We start from the raw sequence: 24,865 nt of genomic DNA, 5'->3' as shown, positions 1-24,865 counted from the left end.
GCCCGGTGCGAGGAGAAGCTTAGCGTACGTCCCGGGGCGGCTCGCACCGGGTTACTTCTTGCGCTTCTCCCGCACCCTCACCGAGAGCCGCACGGGACTCCCGGTGAAGCCGAACTCCTCGCGGAACTTGCGTTCGATGAAACGGCGGTAGCTTGCCTCGAGGAAGCCCGTGGTGAACAGGACCAGTGTGGGCGGCCTGGCCTGGGCCTGCGTGGCGAAGAGGACCTTGGGCTGTTTGCCGCTGCGGACTGGCGGCGGGGTGGCCGCGATCAGGTCGCTCAGCCAGGAGTTCAGCTGGCCGGTCGGCACGCGGGTGTCCCACGATTTCAGCGCGGTCCGCAGGTGCGGTGCCAGTTTGTGCACGGCTCGGCCGGTCAGGGCCGAGATGTTCACGCGTTCCGCCCAGGGGATGCGGACGAGGCCTCGCTCCAGCTCGCGCACCAGCTGGTGACGCCGGTCCTCGTCGACCAGGTCCCACTTGTTCATCGCGATCACGCAGGCCCGGCCTGACTCCACCACCATCGTCAGGACGCGGAGGTCCTGCTCGCTGATCGGGGTCGAGGCGTCCAGCAGCACGATCGCGACTTCCGCGGCGTCGATCGCCGCCTTCGTGCGCAGGGAGGCGTAGTACTCCGCGCCGCTGGCGGTGTTCACGCGTTTGCGCAGGCCCGCCGTGTCCACGAAGCGCCAGACCTCGTTGTCGAGGGTCACGAGGGAGTCCACCGGGTCGACCGTGGTTCCCGCCACCGAGTCGACGACCGCGCGGTCTTCGCCCGTCAGCTTGTTCAGCAGCGACGACTTGCCCACGTTCGGCTTGCCGACCAGGGCCACTCGGCGCGGCCCGCCGGTGCGGTTGAAGTCGTCACGCGGCGTCTCGGGCAGCACCTCGAGGATCTTGTCCAGCAGGTCACCGCTGTTGCGGCCGTGCAGCGCGCTCACCGGGAACGGCTCGCCCAGGCCGAGGTTCCACAGGGCCATCGCGTCCGCGAAGAGCCGGTCGTCGTCCACTTTGTTCGCCACGACCAGCACCGGGCGCTTCGAGCGGCGCAGGATGCGAGCCGCCGCTTCCTCCGTGGCCGTCGCGCCGACCGAGGCGTCCACGACGAGCAGGATCGCGTCCGCTGTGGACATCGCGTATTCCGCTTGGGCCGCAACGGCTTTCTGCAGTCCCGCGGCGTCCGGTTCCCAGCCGCCGGTGTCCAGCACCGTGAACTTCCGGCCGTTCCACAGCGCGTCGTACGCCACCCTGTCGCGGGTCACGCCCGGCACGTCCTGCACCACGGCTTCGCGGCGCCCCAGGATCCGGTTGACCAGCGTCGACTTGCCGACGTTCGGCCTGCCCACCACCGCCAGCACCGGCTGGGCCGCCGTGCCCTCAGCATCCTCATCGGCGCCCGGGGTGATGTCCCAGTCGGACTCATCGACCCAGGTACCGTCCAGCTCAGTCATCGCAAGTCTCGCATTCGATCCAGTTCACCGACCAGGTCCGCCAGCGCGACCCTGATCTGTTCGGTTCCGGCGGCAAGCCCGGTCCTGCCGGGCCCCACCGTCAGCTCAAAAGGCTTACCCACCAGCACGTCCACCACTGGCCGGAACCGCCGCCCGGAGCCCGCGGGCCGCCGGGTCCCCCGCACGGCCACCGGCTGCACGACCGCACCGGACTGCCGGACGAGCCAGGCCGCCCCCTGCTCGGCGTTCAGCACGTCGCCGTCGCCTCGCGTCCCTTCGGGGAACACACCAATCAGACCACCACCGCGCAGCACACGCACGGCGGCGAGCAGCGGCTTGCGGTCCGGCTCTCCCCTGCGGATCGCCAGCTGCCCGATCGCCCTCAGCCCCTTGCCGGCGATCCCCTTGAAGAGTTCACCTTTGACGAGGAACACCGATCGCCGCGGCAGTATTCCGAACAGCACCTGAGGCTCGATCATCGAGCTGTGGTTGGCCACCAGCACGACCGGACCGTCCAGCGGGAGGCGGTCCATGTTGTGCACGCGGAACCGGAACGCCGGCACGTAGAGGTACCTGCCGATCACCCTGCCGACTTCGTGCAGCCACGGCAGCGCGTCCTCAGGCAGGTCGGGGGCGGCCTTGCTCACCGGCCCACCGCCTGGCCGGTACGCAGGCCGCGACTGTCCACAATGTCCAGCAGGGAGGCGAGCACCCCCGGCAGGTCGAGGTCGGTCGTGTCCAGTTCGACCGCATCCTCGGCTTGACGCAGCGGCGACACCGCACGCGATGAGTCGTAGTCGTCACGTCGCTGCACGTCCGCGAGCGTCTCTTCGACGGTCGCGGTACGCCCCGCAGCGAGGTCCTGGCGGGAACGGCGCTGAGCGCGCGCGTCAGCGGAGGCGGTGAGGTACACCTTCAACTCGGCATCCGGCGCGACCGTGGTTCCGATGTCGCGGCCCTCGACCACGATCCCGCCCTTCTCGGCCAGGACGGACGCGATGATCGCGCGCTGCTGGTCGACGAGGATCCGCCGGACCTCGGCCACCGCTGAGACCTCGGACACGGCCAGCGTGACCTCGGGGCCACGGATCTCGGCCGCGACGTCGGCGCCGTCCAGCGACACCGCCGGATCGGCCGGGTCGGTCCCCATTTCCACCCGTGCGGTGCGGGCGATCTCGGTCGCGTCCCCGCCGGCGCGCAGCACGGCGAGCGTCACCGCCCGGTACATCGCGCCCGTGTCCAGGTAGCCGGCCCGCAGGGTGCTGGCCAGCCGACGAGCCACGGTGGACTTCCCGGTGCCGGAAGGGCCGTCGAGCGCGATCACCCCACGCAGATCACCCCAACGCGCATCACCCAGTGCCACCGTGCCGCCCTTCGTCGAAAACCGTTCCAGTCGTCTATTCTGCCTGGCCGCCCCGAGGCGCAGCGGCCAGGAGGGATGCAAACGTTTTCAACGTGGAGTGTGTCAATATCCATCGCATGGACAGCGTGATGCTCAAGCCCGCCGACGCCGAGATGATCCTCGACATGAACAACGCCGCGGTGCCCAATGTGAACGAGGCCACCGAGGCCGAACTTGCCGAGTTGATCGAGATGTCCGAGCTGACCGTGGCGCTCAGGGACGGCGAGACGGTACTCGGGTTCGTGCTCACACTGCCGCCAGGCGTGGACTACGGCAGCGAGAACTACCGCTTCTTCAGCGAGCGTTACGACAGGTTCATCTACGTGGACCGGATCGTGGTCGCCGAAGAGGCACGCAATCGCGGCATCGGCGTGAAGCTCTACGACCTGATCAGCGAATACGCCGCCCAGCACGGAATCCCGCGGGTGCTCTGCGAGGTCAACCTCGAACCGCCGAACCCCGGCAGCCTGCGCTTCCACAAGCGCATCGGCTTCGTCGAGGTCGGGCAGCAACGCACCAAGGGCGGGACCTATCTGGTGTCGCTGCTGGCCAAGGAGCTCTGACGACCAAGCGCCAGTTCAGCCGCGAGGGTGCCGGTCAACGGCGCCAGCGTGAGCCCGCTCGGGCCGAGGCCGGTCGCGATCACCAGACCGTCCACCGGCGACGAGATCTCCGGGCGGCCGCTGGTGCTCAACGGCCGGAACCCGATCCTGACCTCGGCGAGGGTGGCGTCGGCGAGTCCCGGCGCCACCCGCAGCGCGTCCGACAGGATCTTGTGCACGCCTCCCGCGGTGAGCCGATGGTCGAACCCGGAGCCGAATTCCCTCGTCGCCCCGGCCACGACCGTGCCGCCGGGGAACGCCAGCAGGTAGTGATCGCTCATCGAGCGGATCACCGGCCAGTCCGACGTCTCCACTCCGGACAGACGCAGGTGCGCGATCTGGCCGCGTTGTGGCTCCACAGGAACCTCGACGCCGATCGCCTGACACAGTGTCGCCGTCCAGGCACCCGCGGCGACGACGACCACGTGTGCGCCGATCACCTCGCCGCGGACTTCCACTCCGGTCACGCGAGACAAGGCGGTCACCAGCTTCGCCTCGCCGTGGATCCGGCGTGCGCCATAGCGTTCGGCCGCGCGAAGCAACGAATCCCGCATGACGCGGCCGTCGACCCGTCCGACACCACTGACGAACAATCCCGCCAGATCAGTGCTGAGCGCGGGAAAGCGCCTCGCGGGTTCGCCGGGCGGCAGCATTTCGATGTCGCCGACGGACGGATCGCGCTCCTTGACCGCCCGGATCATCGTGGCGGCTTCGGTCAGGCCGCTCTCGTCGTCGGCGATGGTGATCGCGCCTACCCGCGTGTACCCCGGATCGGGCTCGCCATCGGAAGCCAATTGTCCCAGCAGAACCGGGTACTGCGCGGCAGCGGCCCACCAGAAGTCCGCGGTCCCGAGCGACGGTTCGCCCACCGGCCACGGGGAGACCACGCCTGCGCCGGCCGCGGTCGCCTGACCGACGTGCTCCGCGTCCACCACCAGCACTTCCGCGCCCTCGGCCGCCAATCGGTACGCGGCGACCGCGCCTACGATCCCGCCACCGACCACGATCACGCGCATGCCGACCAGCTAACCGCACCAGGCCTTCCCGGGCCACTCCCCCTGCCCTCGTGAGTGTTTGTCAGGGTTCTAACCCTGATAAACACTCACGAGGGCTGACCTGCTATTTCAGGCCGTTGCCCATGGCCGTGATGAGTTCACCGTTGGTCGTGTCGCCGGACAGTTCCCAGAAGAAGGCGCCGCCGAGACCCTGGTTCTTGGTGTACGTCATCTTGCCGCCGATGGTGGCCGGGGTGTCGTAGCTCCACCACTGGTTGCCGCAGTACGCGTACGCGGTTCCGGCGACGGTTCCCGTCGCCGGGCACTTGGTCTTCAGGACCTTGTAGTCGTCGATGCCCGCCTCGTACGTGCCGGGGGCCGCGCCGGTCGCGGAACCGCCTGGTGCGCTCTGCGTGACGCCGGTCCAGCCGCGGCCGTAGAAACCGATGCCGAGCAACAGCTTGCTCGCCGGGACGCCCTTGCTCTTCAGCTTCTGGATCGCCGCGTCCGAGTTGAAGCCCTGCTGCGGGATGCCGTTGTACGACGTCAGCGGCGAGTGCGGGGCGGTCGGACCCTGGGCGTTGAAGCCGCCGAAGTAGTCGTACGTCATCACGTTGTACCAGTCGAGGTACTGCGCGGCGCCGCCGTAGTCGGCCGCGTCGATCTTGCCGCCGTTCGAGCCGTCGGCCGTGATCGCCGCGGTGACCAGGTTGCCGCTGCCGAAGCGGTCACGCAGGGCCTGCGACAGGTTCTTGAACGCCGCGAAGCCGCTGGTGTCGCAGGACAGGCCACAGGCGTTCGGGTACTCCCAGTCGATGTCGATGCCGTCGAACACGTCCGCCCAGCGCGGGTCCTCGACCAGCTTGTAGCACGAGTCGGCGAACGCGGCCGGGTTCCGCGCGGCCTGGCCGAAGCCGCCGGACCAGGTCCAGCCCCCGAACGAGAACAGCACCTTGATGTGCGGGTACATCTTCTTCAGCTTGCGCAGCTGGTTGAAGTTGCCGCGCAGCGCGCCGGTGTCCCACGTGTCCGATGTACCGTCCACACTGGACGCGGCATCGTAGAACTTGCCGGTGTCGGCCTCGGCGTCACCGAGCACGCACTGGCCGTTGGTCACGTTGCCGAACGCGTAGTTGATGTGCGTCAGCTTCGCGGCCGAACCGCTCGTGTGGATGTTCTTGACGTGGTAGTTGCGGCCGTAGACCGTCCACTGCGCGAAGTAACCGAGGTTCTTCAGGCCACCGGGTGCCGGCGGCGTCGTGGTCGGGGGCGGCGTCGTGGTGGGCGGCGGTGTGGTCGTCGGCGGCTGGCCGGTGGCGTCACACGAGCCACCGTCGAGCTTGCAGCCGGTCGGTGCGGCGTAAGCACCGCTGTACTTCACGTTGAAGCCGAAGCTGACCGAGGCACCCGGCGCGATGGTGCCGTTCCAGGTGTTCTTCACCGTCACGTGCTGGCCGCTGGTGGTCTGGCTGCCGTCCCACAGCCCGGCCAGGCTGTGCCCGGCGGGAAGGTCGAACTCCAGCGTCCACGACGTACGGGCGGCGGTGCTGCCGTTGGTGATCGTGTACTTGCCCTCGTAGCCGGTCCCCCAGTCGGAACCCTTGCTGAAGGTGGCCGAAACGCCACCGGCGCCGGCCGCGGGCGCCACGGCGAAGCCGAACACGGCCGTGGCCGAAGCGGCCACCAAGGCCGCGACATGGTGCCATCGAAGCTTGGACATCAGTCTCCTCTAACGGCAGGGGTGGAGCGATGTCAGACACGATGTGGTTTAGACCACGTCAAGATCAAGGGTCTAGACCAGGCTGTCACTCGAATGGAGTATCGGGGAATTTCCAGTTCGCGCGGTGCTAACCGTACAAAGTGCTCACGAGCTTGACTTCCGGTGCCACATCCGGTCGTTCCACGACCGTCACCCCGGCGGCGGCGAGCATCTCGAAGCCCGCACCGACCACGAACCGGCTGGGCTCGCGCAGCCCGAAGACGACCCTGGGGATGCCGGAGCCGATGATCCACTGTGCACAGCTTCGTGGCCGCGACTTGCGCGTACTGCACGGTTCCAGCGAGCTGTAGATGGTCGCCGTCTTCAGGCGCGGGTCGTCCGGCGAGACCTTCGCCAACGCCTCTTCCTCGGCGTGCGCTGTCGGATCGGTCTCCCGCGAGTAGCCGCGGGAGATCTCCCTGCCGTCCGATCCCACGATCACCGCACCGACCGGATACGCGGTCTCCGACGGCGGGCACTTGCGCGATTCCTCAATGCACTGCCGCAGCCAGTAGCGGTCCGCGTCCGGGAAGAACTGCATCACCGTGCAGTCACCGGCCTGCCGGATCTCCCCGAGCACCATCCGGCCGGTCCCGAACCGTCCATCTTGGACAAATCGGGGCGCGCGGCTGTCGCCGACGAAGATCGGAGCGACCGCGAGCCGCACCTCGTCGGCCAGGTTCTGGGTCAGAAACGCGGTGTGCACAGCACTTCCGCCCTCGACCAGCAGCCTGCGCACACCTCGCCTGGCCAGATCCGCCAGCATCACCGGCAGCGGAACGGCAGGCGGCCCGAACACGACGAAGTTGTCGTCACGGAAAAAAGCGGCATCGTTGCCGAGCGAGCCCGACGCGGTGAACGTCACCCGCAATGGGTTCGCGGGCAGCCCACGCGCCTCACGGTCCGCGCGGCGCTTGTCCGAACGAACGCCGAGACGGGGGTTGTCACGGCGGATCGTGTTGGCGCCCACCATGATCGCGTCGACGCTCGCACGCAGCTCGTCCACCCGATCCCAGTCCTCGTCACCGGACAGGATCAGGCGCTCCTCCGTGGCGTCGTCGATGTAGCCGTCGACCGACATCGCCGCGCTGAGGATCGTGTAGGGACGAGTCACAGGCCCACAGCGGCGTACAGGGCGCCGATCTCGTTGCGGTTCAACGCCCGCATCGTGCCCGGGCGCTGATTGCCGAGCCGGACCTCGCCGAACGCCGTGCGGACCAGCCGCTGCACCGGGTGCCCGACTTCCTCCAGCATCCGCCGGACGATCCGGTTACGCCCCTCGTGCAGGACGATCTCCACCATCGCCTTGCCGGGCATGGAATCCACCAGCCGGAACGAGTCCGCACGCGCCCAGCCGTCGTCCAGTTCGACGCCTTCCTTCAACTGCTTGCCGATCTCCCTGGGCACCGGGCCGGGCACCTCGGCGAGGTAGGTCTTGGGCACCTCGTACGACGGGTGTGTCAGCCGGTGGCCGAGGTCACCGTCGTTGGTGAGCAGCAGCAGGCCTTCGGTGTCGGCGTCGAGACGTCCGACGTGGAAGATCCCCGCGTTCGCGTTGCGCTCGTACTTGTGGACCCAGTCACCGACGCACGGCCTGCCGCGGTCGTCGGTCATCGTGGTGTGCACGCCCAGCGGCTTGTTGAACGCCAGGTACACCATGTCCTCGCTGAGCACCACCCGCACGCCGTCGACGTGGATCACGGCGTTCTTCGGGTCGACCCGCCGGCCGAACTCGCGCACGATCTCGCCGTCGACGCTGACCCGGCCTTCGGCGATCAGGTCCTCGGCCGCGCGCCTGCTCGCGACTCCCGCCTTGGAGAGCACCTTCTGCAGCCGGACACCTTCCGGGCTTTCAGACATCGTCGATCGCATCCACTTCGGGCAACAGGGGAGCGATCGGCGGCAGGTCCTCCAGCGAGGACAGCCCCAACCGCTCCAGGAACAACTCGGTCGTCCGATAAAGGATGCCACCCGTGTCCCGGTCCGTGCCGGTCTCCTCGATCAGACCGCGCGCGAGCAGGGTACGGATCACCCCATCGACGTTGACGCCACGCACCGCCGCGACCCTCGCCCTGGTCACCGGCTGCCGGTACGCGATGACCGCGAGGGACTCCAGGGCGGCTCTGGTGAGCTTCGCCCGTTGCCCGTCGAGCAGGAGTTTCTCGACGAACGGCGCGTACTTGTCGCGGGTGTAGAACCGCCAGCCGCCGCCCACGTCCCGCAGGTCGATGCCGCGGTTCTGCTCCTGGTACCGGGCGGCCATGGTCTTGAGGGCGGCACGGACACGCTTCACCGGCTGGTCGAGGGCGTCGGCGAGCATCTCGGCCTCGACCGGGGAGTCGACGACGAGCAGCAGGGCTTCGAGGGCGCAGTGCAGGCCTTCGTCCTCGGTGAGGTCCGGCAGGCCGGAGGCTACGGCGGCGCCTTCCTCCTTTGCGGCTTCCGCGGCGGGCCCCGCCAGGATGCCCTGGTCAGCGGCCTCGGCTCCCGCGGCAGCCGAGTCGGTGGGCGGCGCGTCCGCGACTGCCCCGGCGTCCGCGACCGGTTCGCCGACAGGCTCCGTGTCGACGCTCGACTCAGCGGCCTCGGCCTCCGTGGTCACGGACCCGGCAGCCGGGTCGGCGATCTCATGACCTGAGTCGGTGGCGTGCGCGTCCGCGGCTGACCCAGCCGAGTCAGCGACGCTCAGGTCTTCGGGCTCAGCCTCCACAGCTGTGGCCTGCGCGTCCGCGGCTGCCTCGGCCGCAGGTTCGGCGTCGGCGCCCGAGTCACCGGCCTCGACTGCCGGCTCCGCGGCCGCGCCCGGTTCGGCGACCTCTGCCCCGGCGTGCGGCACGGCCTGCTCCGGGTCGCCCGACGCGGCGGTTTCCTGCTCGGGTGTGGTCACCCGTATTCCTCCTCCTCGGTGGAGGTCCTGGCCGCTTCGGCCGCGGCCCTGGCCTCCTCGACACTGCCGCCGGTCCACTTCACCCGAAGCTCGCTGAGCGGTTCGTCCTGTTCGAACAGCACCACCGCCTCGCGGTACAGCTCCAGCAGGCCCAGGAAGCGCGCGACCACTTCGGTGATGTGCTCGCAGTCCGCGATCATCTCGGCGAAGGTCAGCTCCCCCGCTTCCGCCAGCCGGACCCGCAGGATGCCCGCGGTCTCCTTGACCGAAACAGCACGCATGTGAACGTGGGCCAAGGACACCGTCGGCGGCGGCTTCGGGCGGAACACCGCCGCCGCGATCTCCGCGAACTTCTCCGGGGAGACGCCGAGCATCACCTCGGGCAACAGCGAGGTGTAGCGGTCCTCCAGCGCGACCGAGCGGGGGTAGCGCCGCAGAGCGGTCGCTTCGAGTTCCGCGAACAGGGCGGCGACCTGCTTGTACGCCCGGTACTGCAGCAGCCGGGCGAAGAGCAGGTCACGGGCCTCCAGCAGGGCCAGGTCCTCCTCGTCCTCCACGTCACCCGCGGGCAGCAGCCGGGCCGCCTTCAGGTCCAGCAGCGTCGCCGCGACCACCAGGAACTCCGTGGTCTCGTCGAGGTCGAAGTCCTTGCCCATCGCCCTGATGTGCGCGATGAAGTCGTCCGTCACCCGATGGAGCGCCACTTCCGTCACGTCCATCTCGTGCTGCGAGATCAACTGCAGCAGGAGGTCGAACGGGCCTTCGAAGTTCGACAGTTTGACGGTGAACTTCGGGGCGGCCGGCTCGGTGGGAGGGGTGTCCAACGCGGTCGTCACTGCCCGTTTTCCTGGCGGAGCCTGCGCACCAGCAGCGACTCTTCGCCGTACTCGTCGAGATCGGCCAGCAACACGGCGATCGCCTCACGCACGACGCGGCCACGGTCGACCGCGAGCCCGTGTTTGGCGCGCAACGCCAGCCGGGCGTGTTCGAGGGCGAGCAGTTCCTCGTCGGACACGTACACCGTGATCTTGGTGTCGTGTTTCTGGCGCGGCGAGCCACCCCGGACCACGTTTGGCCGGGTCTCCGGCTTTGGTGGAGTTGTCGGACGGAAGAGCTCGGCCGCACCCGGCAAAGGGGCGCGGCGGGTCACCTGGCGATCACCTCGCGAGCCAGCGCGCGGTAGGCCTTCGCCCCGGCCGATCGCGGCGCCCAGCGCGTGATCGGCTCACCGGCGACGGTCGTCTCCGGGAAGCGCACGGTCCTGTTGATCACGGTGTCGAACACGATATCCCCGAACCTCTCCACGACGCGGGCCATCACCTCGCGTGAGTGCAGGGTACGGGGGTCGAACATGGTCGCGAGAATGCCGGTGATCTCCAGTCTCGGGTTCAACCTCTCCTGGACCTTCTGAATCGTGTCCATCAGCAGCGCGGCACCCCGCATGCTGAAATACTCGCATTCGAGCGGGATCAGCACGCCGTCGGCCGCCGCCAGCGCGTTCACCGTCAGCAGCCCGAGTGACGGCTGGCAGTCCACCAGGATGTAGTCGTACTTGTCGATCACGGGCCGCAGGGTGCGCAGCAGCGCGTGCTCACGACCGACCTCCGCGACCAGTTGCACCTCGGCCGCGGACAGGTCGATGTTGCTCGGCAGCAGGTCCATGTCCTCGACCGTGGTGCGGATGACCACGTCGTCGAGGTTGGGCCCGCGTTCGATCAGCACGTTGTAGATCGTCTGGTCCAGCTGGTGCGCCGGGATGCCCAGGCCGACCGACAGCGCGCCCTGCGGGTCGAAGTCCACCAGCAGCACGCGCCTGCCGAACTCGGTCAGCGCCGCGCCGAGGTTGATCGCCGACGTGGTCTTGCCGACGCCGCCCTTCTGGTTGCAGATCGCCAGCACCTTCGCCGGGCCGTGCTTCTCCAGCATGGCCGGCTCGGGGATGTGCCGCTTCGGGCGCCCGGTCGGTCCGATCGATCCGTCCGGACCGGCTGACGGGTCGTCTTCTTCGGCATCAGTCGCCGGCTTGGCGGGGAGACTCAAGGGATCCTCTACGGGACGCACCGGCACCGTGGTGACGGGCGGGCGCTCCTGCGGTTGATACGGCGGTGGCGATGGCGGTGATGACGGTGGCGGGGGTGATGACGGTGGCGGCGATGGCGGTGGGGACGGCGGTGGAGCGGGATAAGGCGCTGGTGCGGACGCGGTTGGGTAAGGCGGTGCCGAGGCGTGCCCCGGCACGCCGTAAGGCTGCGCCGCTGACTCGAATGTCGACATGCCGACCTAGCTCCTTGTCGTCCGGCCTGGGCGCAGACTAAGCGTGACCAACCCACGTGGCAACGCGCCTCGCCGGTAAGGTGCCGTATCGGCCGGTTCAGGAAACGAATGCCGACGCGCGTGCGTGTGCCGCCAGAACGGAATCCAGGAGGCCTGGGAACTGGTTGTCCAGTGCCTCACGCCGTACCGACAACCAGCGTTGGTTGCCGTCGGGTCTGGTGTGCGTGACGCCCGCTTCTCGCAGGACACGCAGGTGCTGGGACAGCGTGGACTTGGCGACGGTCACGTCGAGGCAGCCGCATGACAGCTCGCCAACACGGTCCAGCTGCGCGACGACGGCGAGTCGGGTTGGGTCGCTGAGCGCGTGCAGCACGTCGGTCAGGGTGAGCCGCTCATGGACAGGCTCGTCTACCCCAAACATCGTCCGCAACACCTCCGTTTGTCCGGCCTTGTCAGATTATCCGTTCGCGCGAGGGTGGGCGGTCGCGTACACCTCGCGGAGCGTGTTCACCGTTACTAGCGTGTAGATCTGCGTTGTGGTTACGGACGCATGGCCGAGAAGTTCCTGAACCACCCGAACGTCGGCGCCACCTTCGAGGAGATGTGTGGCAAAAGAGTGACGAAGTGTGTGCGGGGAAACTTTCGCCGTGATGCCGGTTCGCTCCGCGGCGTCCTTCAACACCTGCCACGCGCTCTGCCGCGAAAGCCGTCCACCTCGTTGATTGAGGAAGACCGCGGGCGTGCCGCGCTTGGCCAACGCCGGTCGCGCTCGTACGAGATATGCGTCAAGCGCGGCGAGCGCCGGACGGCCGATCGGCACGAGTCGTTGTTTTCCTCCCTTGCCGTCGAGCAAGGCGGTTCGCTCGATCGTGTCAATGTCGTCGATGTCGAGGCCGACGGCCTCGGAAATCCGGGCGCCGGTCGAGTACAGCAATTCCAGCAGCGCGCGATCGCGCAGTTGAGCCGCGCCGTCGCCGGGGATGTCGAGGAGCTTGAGCACGTCGTCGAGGGGCAAGGCCTTCGGCAGGCGCCGTGGGGTCTGCGGCGGTTTCACGTCACGCGCCGGGTCGGTGTCGACCAGGCCTTCCCGGAGCGCGAACTTGTGCAGGCCTCGTACCGCGACGAGGGCACGTGCCGCTGAGGACGCCGCCAGCGGCGGGTGGTCGTCGTCGCCTTCACGCAGGACCGCGAGGAACTCGGAGACGGTCTGTTCGGTGATCCCACGAAAATCCGTCGTGCCCAGGTATTCGGCGTACCTGCTGAGGTCACGGCGGTAGCTGTCGAGCGTGTTGCGTGCCGTGCCCCGCTCGACGGCAAGATGATCGAGATATCCGGCGATCACCCCGTCCACCGACATGCACCGACCATACAGTTGATCACCACGGAATCCGCCCCGGTCCAGTTGGACCTAGGCAATTTCGTTACGTGTGTTGAGTACTGTGGCAGCCGTGAACGACCCGGACCTCCTACGGATCGGCACCCAGGAGCGCGACGAGGCGCTTCAGGTGCTCGGCGAGCACTTCGCGCAGGGCAGGCTGCCCGTGGCGGAGTACGACGAGCGCGTGGCGAAGGCTGTGGGAGCCGAGACCCGGGCGGACCTCCGGCCGCTGTTCGCCGACCTGCCCTTCCCGCATCCGTCGGCCCTCGCTCCCCCGGCACCCATACCGGTCATGCCGACGATGACGTACCCGCCCGCCATGCCGCAGTCGAACGCGGTCATGCCCGCCGGCGGCCGGAACCGGGCCGTCGCGGGCGTCTTGCAGTTCTTCCTGCCGTTCGGCATCGGCCGGTTCTACACCGGACACACCTCGATGGCCGTCGCCCAGCTGCTGCTGTCGTTCATCGGCGCCGGCGTGATCTGGTGCATGATCGACGGGATCCTCCTGCTGGCCAAGGGCGGCACGGACGCCGACGGCAACGAACTGCACTGGTGAGCCTCAGGCCCACGCCATGAACGGCCGCGACAGTCGCTCCCGCGCGGAGTTTTCCGCATTAGAGTCGCGGCATGGACCTCAAGCCGCGTAGCCGTGATGTCACCGACGGGTTGGAACGGGCAGCGGCCCGGGGCATGCTCCGGGCGGTCGGAATGGGAGACGAGGACTTCGCCAAACCGCAGATCGGCGTCGCGTCCTCGTGGAACGAGATCACGCCCTGCAACCTGTCGCTGCAACGCCTGGCGCAGGCCGGCAAGCAGGGTGTGCACGCCGCGGGCGGGTTCCCGATGGAGTTCGGGACGATCTCGGTGTCCGACGGCATCTCCATGGGCCACGAAGGCATGCACTTCTCGCTGGTGTCACGTGAGGTGATCGCGGACTCCGTGGAGACGGTGATGCAGGCCGAACGCCTGGACGGCGCGATCCTGCTGGCCGGGTGCGACAAGAGCCTGCCGGGCATGCTGATGGCCGCCGCGCGCCTGGACGTCGCCGCGGTGTTCCTCTACGCCGGGTCCATTCTGCCGGGCACTGTGGACGGTCGCGAGGTCACGATCATCGACGCGTTCGAGGCGGTCGGTGCCTGCGCCCGCGGCCTGATCACCCGCGAGGAGGTCGACAAGATCGAACGTGCGATCTGCCCGGGTGAGGGCGCCTGCGGCGGGATGTACACGGCCAACACGATGGCCTGCGCGGCCGAGGCACTGGGGATGTCGCTGCCGGGTTCGGCGAGCCCGCCGTCAGTGGACCGGCGCCGGGACACGTTCGCCCGGGCCAGCGGCGAAGCGGTCGTCGGGATGCTGGCGAAAGGCATCACCGCACGCGACATCCTGACGCGGGAGGCGTTCGAGAACGCGATCGCCGTCGTGATGGCGCTGGGCGGGTCGACGAACGCCGTACTGCACCTGCTGGCGATCGCGTACGAGGCCGAAGTCGAGCTGACGCTGCAGGACTTCACCCGTATCGGTGACCGGGTGCCGCACCTCGCGGACGTGAAGCCGTTCGGACGGCACGTGATGACCGCGGTCGACCGGGTCGGTGGCGTGCCCGTGGTGATGAAGGCGTTGCTGGACGCGGGAATGCTGAACGGCGACTGTCTCACCGTGACCGGCAGGACGCTCAGGGAGAACCTCGAGGAGCTGGCGCCGCCGGAGCTGGACGGCGAGGTGGTGCGCAAGCTGACCAACCCGATCCACCCCACCGGCGGCCTGACGATCCTGCACGGCAGCCTGGCGCCGGAGGGCGCGGTGGTGAAGAGCGCGGGCTTCGACTCGTCCCGGTTCGAAGGAACCGCGAGGGTCTTCGACGGCGAGCAGGCCGCGATGGACGCGCTGACCACGTTGCGGCCCAACGACGTGGTGGTGATCCGGTACGAAGGACCGCGCGGTGGCCCGGGAATGCGGGAGATGCTCGCGGTCACCGGCGCGATCAAGGGCGCCGGGCTGGGCAAAGAGGTGCTGCTGCTGACCGACGGCCGGTTCTCCGGCGGCACGACCGGTCTGTGCATCGGTCACGTCGCGCCGGAGGCCGCGCACGGCGGGCCGATCGCGTTCGTCCAGGACGGCGACCGGATCGTGCTCGACATGGCGGCCCGGACGCTGGACCTGGACATCTCGCCCGAGGAGCTGGAGCGGCGCAAGCAGGGCTGGACCGCGCCCGAGCCGACGAGGCGGACCGGTGTCCTGGCCAAGTACGCCCGCCTCGTCGGCTCCGCAGCTCAGGGAGCTATCTGCTCCTAGGGCTTGGGGATGGCGACCGCGTTGTACGGGGTCTCCGGGGTTGGCGGCGTGTTGAAGCGCGCGTTCGGCAGGTACAGGCGCTTGCCGAACGACGCCACCGTGGTCGGCACGTCGAAGCGCGGGTCGGTGACCTTGGTGACCAGCTTGCCCTTGGTCCCCGGCCAGTTGAGCTTGAACGCCGCGAGCGTGTTCAGCCTGTTCTGCACCACGTAGAGCGTGTTGCGCTCGACGAGCAGGCCGTCCCCGTTGGTCAGCACCTCACCGCCGAGGTCGACCTTCGTGGCCACGCCGGTCGCCGGGTCGACACGGAACAGCGACCCGGTGTTGCTCTGCACGACCAGCAAGGCCCGGCCGTCCGGCGTCTCGGCGATGCCGTTGGCGTTGTTCACGCCGGGCGTCAGGACGAAGTCCCCGCTCAGCGGGATCGACGTGTGGGTCTCCGGCAGCTTGCCGTGCCGCCCGAACGGGATCTTGTACAGCACCGCCTTGCGGGAGTCGGTGTAGTAGGCCGCCCGGTCGGTGACGACCACGTCGTTGACGAACGTGTCGGTGTCGGCGAACTTGTAGCTCTTCAGCACGGCACCGGACCTGGCGTCCACGACCCGCGCGTCACCGCCGGTGCCGCCGGACACGAACACCCGCCCGCGGTCGTCGACCTTGAGGCCGACCGACGGTGTGCCAGGGCCCTGGGAGAACACCTCACCCTTCCCGGTCCGCAGGTCGACGCGGAAGAGCGAACCGTCCGCCCGTGAGCCGAAGTACGCCGTCGGTGCGTCGCCGATCGCGATGCCCTCCGGCATGAAGCCGTTGGGCAGGGCGAACTCGGCCGGGAACCGGCCGGACCGGTCGGTCTCGGCGGCCGCCGACGGCGCGACGAGCGCGGCCCCCACCAGCACCGCGGCCAGCACACCAAGTCTTCGGGACATGCTCACTCCCATCGTTTTCCAGTAGCTGACGGGGGCGATCCTTTCGCAGTCCCCGCCGATGTGGGCCGATCGACAGGAAACCGACAGCGGCGCGATGTCCACAGGACCTTCACATCTCGCCCGGGTCGTCTCCATACCGTCCGCATAGGGTCGGGGACATGCGGGAGGGGCAACGGCGGATCTTGGTCGTCGAGGACGAGCTGACCATCGCCGAGTCGATAGCGGCGCGGCTGCGCGCCGAGGGGTTCGAGGTCGAACTGGCGCACGACGGGCCTGCCGCGGTCGCGAAGGCCGAGCAGGTCGTACCGGACCTGATCGTGCTGGACCTGATGCTTCCGGGCTTCGACGGCCTGGAGGTGTGCCGTCGGGTGCAGGCGCACCGCCCTGTGCCTGTGCTGATGCTGACGGCGCGAGACGACGAGACCGACTTGCTGGTCGGTCTCGCCGTCGGCGCCGACGACTACATGACCAAGCCGTTCTCGATCCGGGAGCTCGCGGCTCGCGTGCACGCGCTGTTACGGCGCGTGGAACGCAGTGTCGTCGTTCACGAGGGCAACCGGGCCGAGTCCACCATCGTGCTCGGCGACCTGGAGATCGACCCGGTGGAACGGCGGGTGCAGCGGGCCGGGGAGCCCGCGCACCTGACGCCGACCGAGTTCGAACTGCTCGCACACCTGGCGGGCCGGCCGCGGGCGGTCGTGCCGCGCGAACGTTTGCTCAGCGAGGTGTGGGGGTGGACGGATCCGGCGGCCACGCGGACCGTCGACAGCCACATCAAGGCGCTGCGCCGCAAACTCGGCGCGGACCTGATCCGGACCGTGCACGGTGTCGGTTACGCCCTTGAGGTGCCCAAATGAGAAGCCTGCCCAGACCGCTCGACCCGATCCGGTCGATCAAGCTGAAGATCGGCCTGCTGGTCGCGGGCGCGGGGGCGACCGCGTTGACGTACTTCTGGATCAGGCTGGGCTGGCTGCCGACGTACACCTCGCTCATCGCGATCTCCATCGGCGTGATCACCTCGCAGATCCTGGCGCACGGCATGACACGGCCGTTGCGCGAGATGACGGCCGCGGCCCGCTCGATGGCCCGAGGTGACTACACCCGTCGAGTCAGGGCGACGTCACGTGACGAGGTCGGTGAGCTGGCGCGTGCGTTCAACACCATGGCCGCCGACCTGGCCACGGCCGATCAGCAACGCCGTGAGCTCATCGCGAACGTGTCGCACGAGTTGCGTACGCCGATCTCGGCGTTGCGGGCGGTGCTGGAGAACGTGGTCGACGGGGTCGCCGATCCGGACCCGGCGACGTTGCGTACCGCGCTGTCGCAGACGGAACGCTTGGGACGGCTGGTCTCCGAACTGCTCGACCTGTCCCGTGTGGACGCCGGGGTGAGCCCGTTGCACCGTGAGTACTTCGAGCTGGCGCCGATGCTGGACGAGGTCGTCGCCGAGGTCGAGGTGGCCGGCCGGGAGGCCCGGTTCGTGCTGGACGTGCGGCCCGGCAAGGTCTTCGCCGACCGCGCCCGGCTGCACCAGGTGATCTGGAACCTTCTGGACAACGCCGTCCGGCACGGGCCGCGGGGTGGCGAAGTCGTCGTGGTGTCCCGTCCGGTCGGTGACGGCGGTGTGGTCATCGAGGTCCGTGACCAGGGCCCGGGCATCGCGCCCGCGGACCGTGAGCGCGTGTTCGAACGGTTCACCCGAGGCGAACGGGCGGGCGGTGGCACCGGCCTCGGGCTGGCCATCGCCCGCTGGGTGATCGACCTGCACGGCGGCGAGATCTCCGTCGTCGAACCCGCCGGCATCCGCATCGTTCTGCCTGCTCAGCCCTCGTGAGTGGTTATCAGGGTTAGAACACGGACAAACACTCACGAGGCTCTACCTGGAGAAGTTAATGAATTCGCCTTCAGTTATTGCGCCTGCCACGTACAGCACGATCATGCGGTGGGAGAAGCCCGCCGAGCCCGCGCCGCCCAGGACCCTGCTGGCGATCGGGATCGCCGGTGCCGCGGGCGCGATCGCGTTACCCGACACCCCGTCGGGCATCGGCTACCTGGTCGTGGCGCTGGTCTGCGCCGGATCGGCCTGGATGGTCATGGGCAGGCTCAGACTGTGGACGGTCGTCTGGGGTGTCCTGGCCCTGGCTCTGGTCGCCATGACGGCGTTCCGGGACGCGGACTGGCTGTCGTACATGTGCATGCTCGGCGCGTTGGCCGCGGCGTCCCTCGCGGTCGCGGGCGGCCGGTCGCTCTGGGGCATGCTCCTGGGCTCGGTGTCGGTCGCGCTCGGCAGCGTGCTCGCGCTGCCGTGGGTGATTCGCGGGCTGAGTGCGTTGAGCGGCAGGACGACCAAGAAGACCGTGCGGCTGGTCAAGTCGATTCTGGTCAGCCTGGTGCTGCTGGCCGTGTTCGTGCCGCTGCTCGCCGGCGCGGACGCGGCGTTCGCGCGCTTGCTGGAGAACATCGTGCCCACGATGGACGAAGACAGCGCGATCCGCTGGATCGTGCTGTTCACCGTCGTCGCGGTGGGCACGGCCGGGGTGAGCCTGGTGATCACCGCACCGCCCGAGTTGCCGGACGACGAGCGCCCGCCATCCCGGCTGTCGGTCATGGAATGGGCGTTGCCGGTGGGCATCCTGGTGCTGTTGTTCGCGGCGTTCGCGGCCGTCCAGTTCACGGCGCTGTTCGGTGGCGTCGAGTACGTGCTGAACACCGCGGAAGTGGAATTCGCCGAGTACGCCCGCAGCGGTTTCTGGCAACTGCTTGCCGTGACCCTGCTGACGCTTGTCGTCGTGGCCGCCGTGGTTCGCTGGGCGCCGAGGAGGACTTCCGTCGACCGGGCGTGGTTGCGCGGCCTGCTGGGCGCGTTGTCCCTGCTGGTGTTGGTGATCGTCGCGTCGGCGCTCAGCCGGATGTGGACCTACCAGGAGGCGTACGGCTTCACCGTGCTGCGGTTGTCGGTCGAGGCCTTCGAACTGTGGCTGGGGTTGGTGTACGTCATGGTCATCGTGGCGGGCGTGCGGCTGGAAGCCCGGTGGCTGCCGCGCGCGATCGTCGGCTCGGCCCTGAGCGGCCTGCTGGTCTTCGCCGTGCTCAACCCGGAACGGCTGATCGCCGAGCACAACGTCGCGCGCTACCAGGAGACCCAGAAGATCGACGTGGACTACCTGTCCCGGCTCGGCGCCGACGCCGCACCGGTCCTGGCGGCACTGCCGCCGGAACACCGCGCGTGTGCCCTGGTCGGCGCGGGCTTCCAGATGCAGGACGACGACTCATGGCAGAGCTGGAACGTCAGCCGCGCCACGGCATTGCCGATCGTGCTCGCCAACCGCGGCCACTGCCGGCAGAACCCCTAGGACAGGAATCCGCGCAGCAGGGACGCGGTGCCGTCGAGGTGCTCGGCCATCGTGTCCCTCGCGCCGGCCACGTCCCCGGCGAGGATGTAGTCGACGATCGCCGCGTGCTGCGAGTTCGAGTGCTCGATGTTGGTCGGCAGCAACGGGATCGCGCCGAGCAGTTCGTTCAGCCGGACCCGCACGTCGGCCACCGCCGAGGTCAGCGTGGGCGACGCGGCCACCTCGGCGATCGCCAGGTGCAGCCGGGAGTCCTTGCGGCGGTACTCCGACAGGTCGTGGGTCCGCGCCTCGGTCAGCTGATCCCGCAGGTAGGCGCTGTCCGCCTCGGTCAGCGACCGGCCCGCTGCCGCTTCGGCCGCGCCGACTTCGAGCACCCGGCGCATGGTCAGCACGTCTTCCAGCTCCGCGGCCGTGACCTGGCGGCCTGCGGGTTTGGCGGCCGGGAGCGTCTCGTTGACGAACGTGCCGCCGTACCGGCCGCGCCTGGACTCGACGTACCCGGCTTCCTGTAACGCGCGGATGGCCTCACGCAGGGTGACCCGGCTGATGTTCAACCGGGTCGCCAGGTCACGCTCGGCGGGCAGCCGCTCCCCCGGCCCGGCCACGCCCAGCCGGATGGCCTGGAGCAGGCGTTCCACCGTCTCCTCGAACGCGTTGCCGGTCCGGACCGGGCGGAACAGCGCGTCGTCCGCGCTGGCCAGTGTCGAAACGTCCGAATCGGTCACAGCGGGAAGTGTAGGCACTCAGCATTCGATCACGTTGAGTGCCAGGCCACCACGCGCGGTCTCCTTGTACTTGGTGCTCATGTCCGCGCCGGTCTCGCGCATCGTCTTGATCGCCTTGTCCAGCGGGACGATGTGCGAACCGTCGCCACGCAGTGCGATCCGGGCGGCGTGCACGGCCTTGGTCGAGCCGACCGCGTTCCGTTCGATGCACGGGATCTGCACCAGCCCGCCGACCGGGTCGCAGGTCAGGCCCAGGTGGTGCTCCAGCCCGATCTCGGCGGCGTTCTCGGCCTGCTGCGGGCTGCCGCCGAGCACCTCGGCGAGCCCGGCCGCGGCCATCGCGCAGGCCGACCCGACCTCACCCTGGCAGCCGACCTCGGCCCCGGAGATCGAGCCGGTCTCCTTGAGGATCACGCCGATCGCCCCGGCCGTCAGCAGGAATCTCACGACACCGTCGGCGTCCGCGTGCGGCACGAACCGCACGTAGTAGTGCAGCACGGCCGGGATGATGCCCGCGGCGCCGTTGGTCGGAGCGGTGACGACGCGGCCGCCGGACGCGTTCTCCTCGTTCACCGCCAACGCGTACAGGCTGATCCAGTCCATCGCGTGCAACGGGTCCTGCGCGCCGTCCTCGTGGATGAGCTTGTCGTACAAGGCTTTCGCGCGCCTCGGCACCTTCAGGCCGCCGGGCAGCGTTCCCTCCCTGCTGCACCCGTTGCGGACGCACTCCCGCATGACGTCCCAGATTTTCAGCAGGCCGGTCCTGACCTCGTCCTCGGTGCGCCAGGACAGCTCGTTGGCCAGCATCACCTGGCTGATCGGCAGTCCGGTCGCCGCGCAGTGGTCAAGCAGCTCCGCGCCGGTCCTGAACGGGTGGCGCACGGCGGTCGTGTCGGGCACGATCCGCAGCTCGCCGGTGGTTTCGGCGTCCACGACAAACCCGCCGCCGACCGAGTAGTACGTGCGCGCCGCGATTTCCTCGCCCTGGGCGTTCACCGCGGTGAACTTCATCCCGTTCGGGTGCGCGGGCAGCGACTTACGCCGGTGCATCACCAGATCGGCGTCCTCGTCGAAGGTGATCTCCTTTTGTCCCAGCAACTTCAGCCGCCGCCGGTCGCGGATCGCCGCGACGCGCGCGTCGACCGTATCGGTGTCCACGTCCTCGGGACGTTCCCCCTCCAGCCCGAGCAGAACGGCTTTCGGGCTGCCGTGGCCGTGACCGGTCGCGCCGAGAGATCCGAACAGCTCGGCGTGCACGGTCTCGGTGTGCTCGATCAGACCGTGCTCAGCCAACCCCGCGGCGAACGTGCGCGCCGCGCGCATCGGGCCGACCGTGTGTGAGCTGGACGGCCCGATCCCGATGCTGAACAGGTCGAAAACGCTGATGGTCATGACAGGCCAGGGTAGAGCGGGTGTTTGCCGGCCAGCGCCTCGACACGGGCGCGTGCCTCGGCGAGGTCGGCTCCTGGCTGGAGTACCTCGGCTATCACGTCGGAAACCTCGGTGAACTCCGCCGCGCCGAAGCCCCTGGTGGCCAGGGCCGCGGTGCCGATCCGCAGGCCGGAGGTGACCATCGGCGGCCGCGGGTCGAACGGCACGGCGTTACGGTTGACCGTGATTCCCACGCTGTGCAGCAGATCCTCGGCCTGCTGCCCGTCCAGTGCGGACTCGCGCAGGTCGACGAGCACCAGGTGCACGTCCGTGCCGCCGGTGAGCACGTTCAGGCCCGCATCGAGCAAGCGCTCGGCCAGGATGCGTGCTCCGGCGAGGGTGCGCTGCTGGCGTTCCCGGAACTCCTCGGTGGCCGCGATCCTGAAGGCCACCGCCTTGGCCGCGATGACGTGCTCCAACGGCCCGCCCTGCTGGCCGGGGAACACCGACGAGTTGATCTTCTTGGCCAGGTCCTTGCCGCTCAGGATGACGCCGCCGCGCGGGCCGCCCAGCGTCTTGTGCGTGGTCGTGGTGACGACGTCGGCGAACGGCACCGGGTTGGGGTGCAGGCCGGCCGCTACCAGGCCGGCGAAGTGAGCCATGTCGACCATCAGCTTGGCGCCGGTGGCGTCGGCGATCTCCCGGAACTTCGCGAAGTCCAACCGGCGCGGATAGGCCGACCAGCCCGCGACGATCAGCTTCGGCCGGTGGTGCCGCGCCAACTGCTCGACCTCGGCCATGTCGACCAGGCCGGTGTCCTTGTCCACGTGGTAGGCCACGACGTTGTAGAGGCGGCCGGAGAAGTTGATCCGCATGCCGTGCGTGAGGTGCCCGCCGTGCGCGAGGTCCAGGCCGAGGATCGTGTCGCCCGGTTCGAGCAGGGCGAACATCGCCGCCGCGTTCGCCTGGGCGCCGGAGTGCGGCTGGACGTTCGCGTGCTCGGCGTGGAAGAGGTCCTTCACCCGGTCGACGGCCAGCTGCTCGACGACGTCGACGTGTTCACAGCCGCCGTAGTAGCGACGGCCGGGGTAGCCCTCGGCGTACTTGTTGGTCAGCACCGAGCCCTGCGCTTCCAGCACGGCCTGGGGCGCGAAGTTCTCCGAGGCGATCATTTCCAGCGTCCCGCGCTGGCGGGCCAGCTCGGCGGCGAGCGCCCCGGCCACCTCGGGGTCTACTGTGGACAGTTCGGCGTCGAGCATCCGGGAGCTCCTCCTCGTCGTCGGGAACTCCCCCTCTGTCCTGGGTGCCTGAGAGCTTCACCGCTCGTGGAAGCGGCTTTCACCGTTGGCGAGGCTCGCGCCTTCTTTCCAGAGTGGCCTGGCCGGGGCGGTAGCTGGTACCTGAGAGATTGCGGGGAGGCTTGCTCCTTCGGTGCCCCGCCGGGACGGCGGAGACTCTCCCGCCGCGGCTCGTGGCGGCCCATATGAAGTTGGCACTGACTGCGGTCAACCTACGCTGAGACTGTAGTCCGAGTCCACCGCGAGAATGAGGGACCGTGGTCGGATGTCCGCCCTGACCAGCTCGGATAACGTTGAGTGCATGCCCGGCCAACGTCCCTTCCTCGCCCGCAGGCTGAAGCTGTGGGAGCTCGTCGCCGTCGACACCGTGGCCGCGGCGGTGCTGTTGGCCGTGCACATCTCGTTCCTGTCGGTCGTCGACGACAGCCAGCCGCCGTTCGCCGGGCCGCTGTGGTTCGGCTGGCTGATCTCGGCCGTGGCCACCGTCCCGGTGGCCGTCCGGCGCCTGTGGCCGGTGCCGATGTTCGCGGTGGCGCTGCTCGGATCGATGCTGGCGACGTTCTTCAGCGCCACCCGCGAGCCGTGGATCCCCGCCGCGGCGGTGCTCTACGTCCTGTCCGCCACCAACCGCGGACCCGTGGTGTCCCTGGTGGCCGCGCTGGCGTGCACCGCGGTCGCGTCGGTTTCGACGGCGATCTTCACCGAACAGTCGTTCTCGGATCTGCCTCGGGACATCCTCGTACTCGTCACCATGGTCATGGTCACGGCCTGGGCGCTCGGACGATGGATCTGGGCCCGTCGGTCGTACGCGGCGACGTCCGCCCGGCAACTGGCCGAGTCCATGGTCAACGACGAACGGCTGCGGATCGCCCGGGAGCTGCACGACATCGTCGCGCACAGCATGAGCCTGATCGCGGTGAAGGCCGGGATCGCCAACCACGTCGCCGACCAACGCCCCGAGGAGGCACGGGACGCTTTACGTGTCATCGAGTCGACCAGCCGCAACACGCTCAACGACATGCGCAGGATGCTCGGCGTCCTGCGGTCCGACAGTCCCGAATTGGCGCCCGCGCCGGGCCTGTCCGGCCTGCCCGAGCTCGCCGAACGCGCACGCAGCGCCGGTGTCGCCGTGACCATGACCGCCCCTGCCGTCTCCCTGCCGTCCGGCGTGGAGATGTCGGTGTACCGAATCGTTCAGGAAGCCCTCACCAACGTCGTGAAGCATGCGGGTCCCGTGCCGTGCACGGTCACAGTGACCACGTCCGGCCAGGAGGTCCGCATCACCGTGGTCGACTCCGGGCCTGGCGGCACACCGGGGTCCGGCCATGGCCTCATCGGCATGCGCGAACGCGTCATGATGTACGGCGGCGAGTTCTCCGCAGGGCCTTTACCGACGGGCGGCTTCGCCGTCTCCGCCAGCCTCCCGTACACCGCGGAGGCGTCATGACCGCTCACGTCCGTCCCTACAGCCCGTGACTGTCCCAGGAGTGCATTCGTGATCCGTGTTGTCGTCGCCGACGATCAGGCGCTGCTGCGCGGCAGCTTCCGGATGCTGATCGACACCGCGGACGGTCTGCGGACCGTCGGCGAGGCGGGCACCGGCGCCGAGGCGATCGAGGTCGTCCGCCGCGAGCAGCCGGACGTGGTGCTGATGGACGTCCGCATGCCCGAAATGGACGGCATCGAGGCGACCCGGCAGATCTGCGCGTCCACGGACACGCGGGTGCTCATGCTCACCACGTTCGACCTGGATTCGTACGTCTACGGCGCGCTGCGCGCGGGCGCCAGCGGATTCCTGCTGAAGGACACCCCGCCCGCCGACCTGCTGTCCGCCATCCGTGTCATCGCCGCGGGGGAAAGCCTGCTCGCGCCCACCGTCACCCGGCGGCTGATCGCCGAGTTCACCAGCCGCCCGGAACCCGCCAACATCACCGCCCGCGACCTCGACGGCGTGACCGACCGCGAGCGCGAGGTCCTCGCCCTGATCGCCCGCGGCCTGTCCAACACCGAGATCGCCCAGCACCTGCACGTCGGCGTCGCCACCGTCAAGACCCACGTCAGCCGCCTGCTCGCCAAACTCCAGGCCCGCGACCGCGCCCAACTCGTCATCGTCGCCTACGAAACCGCCCTCATCACGCCCTCCGGCAAATAGCC

Annotated in this window: 25 protein-coding genes and 2 riboswitches; of the genes, 8 read left to right on the top strand and 17 right to left on the bottom strand. The window is 69.0% G+C overall.

The features are described 5' to 3' along the window. Nucleotides 1–51: 51 nt before the first annotated feature. Genes der through cmk form a run of 3 tightly spaced genes read right to left on the bottom strand, consistent with a single transcriptional unit; the run spans nucleotide 52 to nucleotide 2,812 of the window. Complete coding sequence (gene der / locus GC106_RS41065) at nucleotides 52–1,449, bottom strand: ribosome biogenesis GTPase Der (protein WP_173141588.1); 1,398 nt, start codon at nucleotides 1,447–1,449, stop codon at nucleotides 52–54. After that, on the bottom strand, nucleotides 1,446–2,096 hold the full coding sequence (locus GC106_RS41060; protein ID WP_173141587.1) for a lysophospholipid acyltransferase family protein: 651 nt from the start codon (nucleotides 2,094–2,096) through the stop codon (nucleotides 1,446–1,448). Before GC106_RS41060 ends, der begins: the two co-directional genes overlap by 4 nt. Then, nucleotides 2,093–2,812, bottom strand: a complete 720-nt coding sequence (gene cmk / locus GC106_RS41055; protein ID WP_312873281.1) for a (d)CMP kinase — start codon at nucleotides 2,810–2,812, stop codon at nucleotides 2,093–2,095. Before cmk ends, GC106_RS41060 begins: the two co-directional genes overlap by 4 nt. 116 nt (nucleotides 2,813–2,928) lie before the next feature. Between cmk and GC106_RS41050 the strand changes: the two genes are divergently transcribed. Further along, on the top strand, nucleotides 2,929–3,414 hold the full coding sequence (locus GC106_RS41050) for a GNAT family N-acetyltransferase (protein ID WP_173141586.1): 486 nt from the start codon (nucleotides 2,929–2,931) through the stop codon (nucleotides 3,412–3,414). Here the strand turns inward: GC106_RS41050 and GC106_RS41045 are convergent. From GC106_RS41045 to xerD, 10 genes are all read right to left on the bottom strand, one after another. Continuing rightward, nucleotides 3,381–4,469, bottom strand: a complete 1,089-nt coding sequence (locus tag GC106_RS41045; RefSeq protein ID WP_173141585.1) for an NAD(P)/FAD-dependent oxidoreductase — start codon at nucleotides 4,467–4,469, stop codon at nucleotides 3,381–3,383. The genes GC106_RS41050 and GC106_RS41045 overlap by 34 nt on opposite strands. Before the next feature lie 103 nt (nucleotides 4,470–4,572). Next, the gene (locus GC106_RS41040) at nucleotides 4,573–6,168 is read right to left on the bottom strand and encodes a glycosyl hydrolase family 18 protein (protein WP_173141584.1); all 1,596 of its coding nucleotides are present in this window, start codon (nucleotides 6,166–6,168) and stop codon (nucleotides 4,573–4,575) included. Between the two features lie 127 nt (nucleotides 6,169–6,295). Further along, on the bottom strand, nucleotides 6,296–7,321 hold the full coding sequence (locus GC106_RS41035) for a dihydrofolate reductase family protein (RefSeq protein WP_173141583.1): 1,026 nt from the start codon (nucleotides 7,319–7,321) through the stop codon (nucleotides 6,296–6,298). Continuing rightward, nucleotides 7,318–8,067 (bottom strand): pseudouridine synthase, encoded by a 750-nt coding sequence (locus tag GC106_RS41030; protein WP_173141582.1) that lies wholly within the window; start codon nucleotides 8,065–8,067, stop codon nucleotides 7,318–7,320. Before GC106_RS41030 ends, GC106_RS41035 begins: the two co-directional genes overlap by 4 nt. Beyond that, nucleotides 8,060–9,094 carry an SMC-Scp complex subunit ScpB gene (gene scpB, locus GC106_RS41025; protein WP_376777817.1) on the bottom strand — a complete coding sequence of 345 codons (1,035 nt, stop codon included), beginning with the start codon at nucleotides 9,092–9,094 and terminating at the stop codon, nucleotides 8,060–8,062. Before scpB ends, GC106_RS41030 begins: the two co-directional genes overlap by 8 nt. Beyond that, the gene (locus GC106_RS41020; protein WP_312873280.1) at nucleotides 9,091–9,930 is read right to left on the bottom strand and encodes a segregation and condensation protein A; all 840 of its coding nucleotides are present in this window, start codon (nucleotides 9,928–9,930) and stop codon (nucleotides 9,091–9,093) included. Before GC106_RS41020 ends, scpB begins: the two co-directional genes overlap by 4 nt. Continuing rightward, on the bottom strand, nucleotides 9,927–10,244 hold the full coding sequence (locus tag GC106_RS41015) for a hypothetical protein (protein ID WP_173141581.1): 318 nt from the start codon (nucleotides 10,242–10,244) through the stop codon (nucleotides 9,927–9,929). Before GC106_RS41015 ends, GC106_RS41020 begins: the two co-directional genes overlap by 4 nt. Continuing rightward, nucleotides 10,241–11,065 (bottom strand): ParA family protein, encoded by an 825-nt coding sequence (locus tag GC106_RS41010; protein WP_312873288.1) that lies wholly within the window; start codon nucleotides 11,063–11,065, stop codon nucleotides 10,241–10,243. The genes GC106_RS41015 and GC106_RS41010 overlap by 4 nt, the downstream gene beginning before the upstream one ends. 400 nt (nucleotides 11,066–11,465) lie before the next feature. Further along, nucleotides 11,466–11,789, bottom strand: a complete 324-nt coding sequence (locus GC106_RS41005; RefSeq protein WP_173141579.1) for an ArsR/SmtB family transcription factor — start codon at nucleotides 11,787–11,789, stop codon at nucleotides 11,466–11,468. Nucleotides 11,790–11,825: 36 nt separating this feature from the next. Continuing rightward, nucleotides 11,826–12,725 (bottom strand): site-specific tyrosine recombinase XerD, encoded by a 900-nt coding sequence (xerD, locus tag GC106_RS41000; protein WP_173141578.1) that lies wholly within the window; start codon nucleotides 12,723–12,725, stop codon nucleotides 11,826–11,828. Between the two features lie 91 nt (nucleotides 12,726–12,816). Here xerD and GC106_RS40995 point away from each other — a divergent pair, with 91 nt between their 5' ends. Together GC106_RS40995 and ilvD are read left to right on the top strand one after the other, a co-directional pair. Then, nucleotides 12,817–13,302, top strand: a complete 486-nt coding sequence (locus GC106_RS40995) for a DUF1707 domain-containing protein (RefSeq protein WP_312873279.1) — start codon at nucleotides 12,817–12,819, stop codon at nucleotides 13,300–13,302. Between the two features lie 71 nt (nucleotides 13,303–13,373). Then, a complete protein-coding gene (ilvD, locus tag GC106_RS40990; protein ID WP_173141577.1) occupies nucleotides 13,374–15,038 on the top strand; it encodes a dihydroxy-acid dehydratase in 1,665 nt (554 codons plus the stop codon). Here the strand turns inward: ilvD and GC106_RS40985 are convergent. After that, nucleotides 15,035–15,964, bottom strand: coding sequence for an SMP-30/gluconolactonase/LRE family protein (locus GC106_RS40985; protein ID WP_173141576.1), 930 nt, complete (start codon nucleotides 15,962–15,964; stop codon nucleotides 15,035–15,037). The two genes, ilvD and GC106_RS40985, sit on opposite strands and share 4 nt — an antisense overlap. Nucleotides 15,965–16,122: 158 nt before the next feature. Between GC106_RS40985 and GC106_RS40980 the strand changes: the two genes are divergently transcribed. From GC106_RS40980 to GC106_RS40970, 3 genes are all read left to right on the top strand, one after another. Continuing rightward, on the top strand, nucleotides 16,123–16,821 hold the full coding sequence (locus GC106_RS40980; protein WP_173141575.1) for a response regulator transcription factor: 699 nt from the start codon (nucleotides 16,123–16,125) through the stop codon (nucleotides 16,819–16,821). Then, a complete protein-coding gene (locus tag GC106_RS40975; RefSeq protein WP_173141574.1) occupies nucleotides 16,818–17,798 on the top strand; it encodes a sensor histidine kinase in 981 nt (326 codons plus the stop codon). Before GC106_RS40980 ends, GC106_RS40975 begins: the two co-directional genes overlap by 4 nt. A gap of 103 nt (nucleotides 17,799–17,901) precedes the next feature. Continuing rightward, nucleotides 17,902–19,317 carry a DUF4153 domain-containing protein gene (locus GC106_RS40970; protein ID WP_246367978.1) on the top strand — a complete coding sequence of 472 codons (1,416 nt, stop codon included), beginning with the start codon at nucleotides 17,902–17,904 and terminating at the stop codon, nucleotides 19,315–19,317. Here GC106_RS40970 and GC106_RS40965 read toward each other — a convergent pair. From GC106_RS40965 to glyA, 3 genes are read right to left on the bottom strand one after another with little or no spacing between them, the layout of a single operon-like run. Beyond that, nucleotides 19,314–20,042, bottom strand: a complete 729-nt coding sequence (locus tag GC106_RS40965; protein WP_312873277.1) for a FadR/GntR family transcriptional regulator — start codon at nucleotides 20,040–20,042, stop codon at nucleotides 19,314–19,316. The genes GC106_RS40970 and GC106_RS40965 overlap by 4 nt on opposite strands. Before the next feature lie 18 nt (nucleotides 20,043–20,060). Further along, on the bottom strand, nucleotides 20,061–21,434 hold the full coding sequence (locus GC106_RS40960; protein WP_173141573.1) for an L-serine ammonia-lyase: 1,374 nt from the start codon (nucleotides 21,432–21,434) through the stop codon (nucleotides 20,061–20,063). Next, the gene (glyA, locus tag GC106_RS40955; protein ID WP_173141572.1) at nucleotides 21,431–22,672 is read right to left on the bottom strand and encodes a serine hydroxymethyltransferase; all 1,242 of its coding nucleotides are present in this window, start codon (nucleotides 22,670–22,672) and stop codon (nucleotides 21,431–21,433) included. The genes GC106_RS40960 and glyA overlap by 4 nt, the downstream gene beginning before the upstream one ends. A 25-nt stretch (nucleotides 22,673–22,697) precedes the next feature. Beyond that, nucleotides 22,698–22,790, bottom strand: a riboswitch (glycine riboswitch). Next, nucleotides 22,791–22,885, bottom strand: a riboswitch (glycine riboswitch). It abuts the riboswitch before it with no gap. Between the two features lie 127 nt (nucleotides 22,886–23,012). On the opposite strand from glyA, the gene GC106_RS40950 reads away from it, so the two are divergent. Both GC106_RS40950 and GC106_RS40945 read left to right on the top strand, forming a co-directional pair. Beyond that, entirely contained in the window at nucleotides 23,013–24,158 is a 1,146-nt protein-coding gene (locus GC106_RS40950; RefSeq protein WP_173141571.1) for a sensor histidine kinase, read from the top strand. 48 nt (nucleotides 24,159–24,206) lie between these two features. Further along, a complete protein-coding gene (locus tag GC106_RS40945; RefSeq protein ID WP_173141570.1) occupies nucleotides 24,207–24,863 on the top strand; it encodes a response regulator in 657 nt (218 codons plus the stop codon). The last annotated feature ends 2 nt before the right edge of the window (nucleotides 24,864–24,865 follow it).

Source organism: Kibdelosporangium persicum (assembly GCF_013280595.1).
GTDB lineage: Bacteria > Actinomycetota > Actinomycetes > Mycobacteriales > Pseudonocardiaceae > Kibdelosporangium > Kibdelosporangium persicum.
The sequence above is the reverse complement of the archived record's forward strand: the minus strand, read 5'-3'. Positions and strand labels throughout refer to the sequence as shown.

Coding starts and splice junctions, on each gene's coding strand:
- xerD (WP_173141578.1), bottom strand. CDS start 12,725: ATGTCGGTGGACGGGGTGATCGCCGGATATCTCGATCATCTTGCCGTC.
- GC106_RS40950 (WP_173141571.1), top strand. CDS start 23,013: ATGCCCGGCCAACGTCCCTTCCTCGCCCGCAGGCTGAAGCTGTGGGAG.
- GC106_RS41005 (WP_173141579.1), bottom strand. CDS start 11,789: ATGTTTGGGGTAGACGAGCCTGTCCATGAGCGGCTCACCCTGACCGAC.
- der (WP_173141588.1), bottom strand. CDS start 1,449: ATGACTGAGCTGGACGGTACCTGGGTCGATGAGTCCGACTGGGACATC.
- GC106_RS41030 (WP_173141582.1), bottom strand. CDS start 8,067: ATGTCTGAAAGCCCGGAAGGTGTCCGGCTGCAGAAGGTGCTCTCCAAG.
- ilvD (WP_173141577.1), top strand. CDS start 13,374: ATGGACCTCAAGCCGCGTAGCCGTGATGTCACCGACGGGTTGGAACGG.
- GC106_RS41045 (WP_173141585.1), bottom strand. CDS start 4,469: ATGCGCGTGATCGTGGTCGGTGGCGGGATCGTAGGCGCGGTCGCCGCG.
- GC106_RS41050 (WP_173141586.1), top strand. CDS start 2,929: ATGGACAGCGTGATGCTCAAGCCCGCCGACGCCGAGATGATCCTCGAC.
- GC106_RS40960 (WP_173141573.1), bottom strand. CDS start 21,434: ATGACCATCAGCGTTTTCGACCTGTTCAGCATCGGGATCGGGCCGTCC.
- GC106_RS40970 (WP_246367978.1), top strand. CDS start 17,902: ATGCGGTGGGAGAAGCCCGCCGAGCCCGCGCCGCCCAGGACCCTGCTG.
- GC106_RS41040 (WP_173141584.1), bottom strand. CDS start 6,168: ATGTCCAAGCTTCGATGGCACCATGTCGCGGCCTTGGTGGCCGCTTCG.
- GC106_RS40980 (WP_173141575.1), top strand. CDS start 16,123: ATGCGGGAGGGGCAACGGCGGATCTTGGTCGTCGAGGACGAGCTGACC.
- GC106_RS40985 (WP_173141576.1), bottom strand. CDS start 15,964: ATGTCCCGAAGACTTGGTGTGCTGGCCGCGGTGCTGGTGGGGGCCGCG.
- GC106_RS40975 (WP_173141574.1), top strand. CDS start 16,818: ATGAGAAGCCTGCCCAGACCGCTCGACCCGATCCGGTCGATCAAGCTG.
- glyA (WP_173141572.1), bottom strand. CDS start 22,672: ATGCTCGACGCCGAACTGTCCACAGTAGACCCCGAGGTGGCCGGGGCG.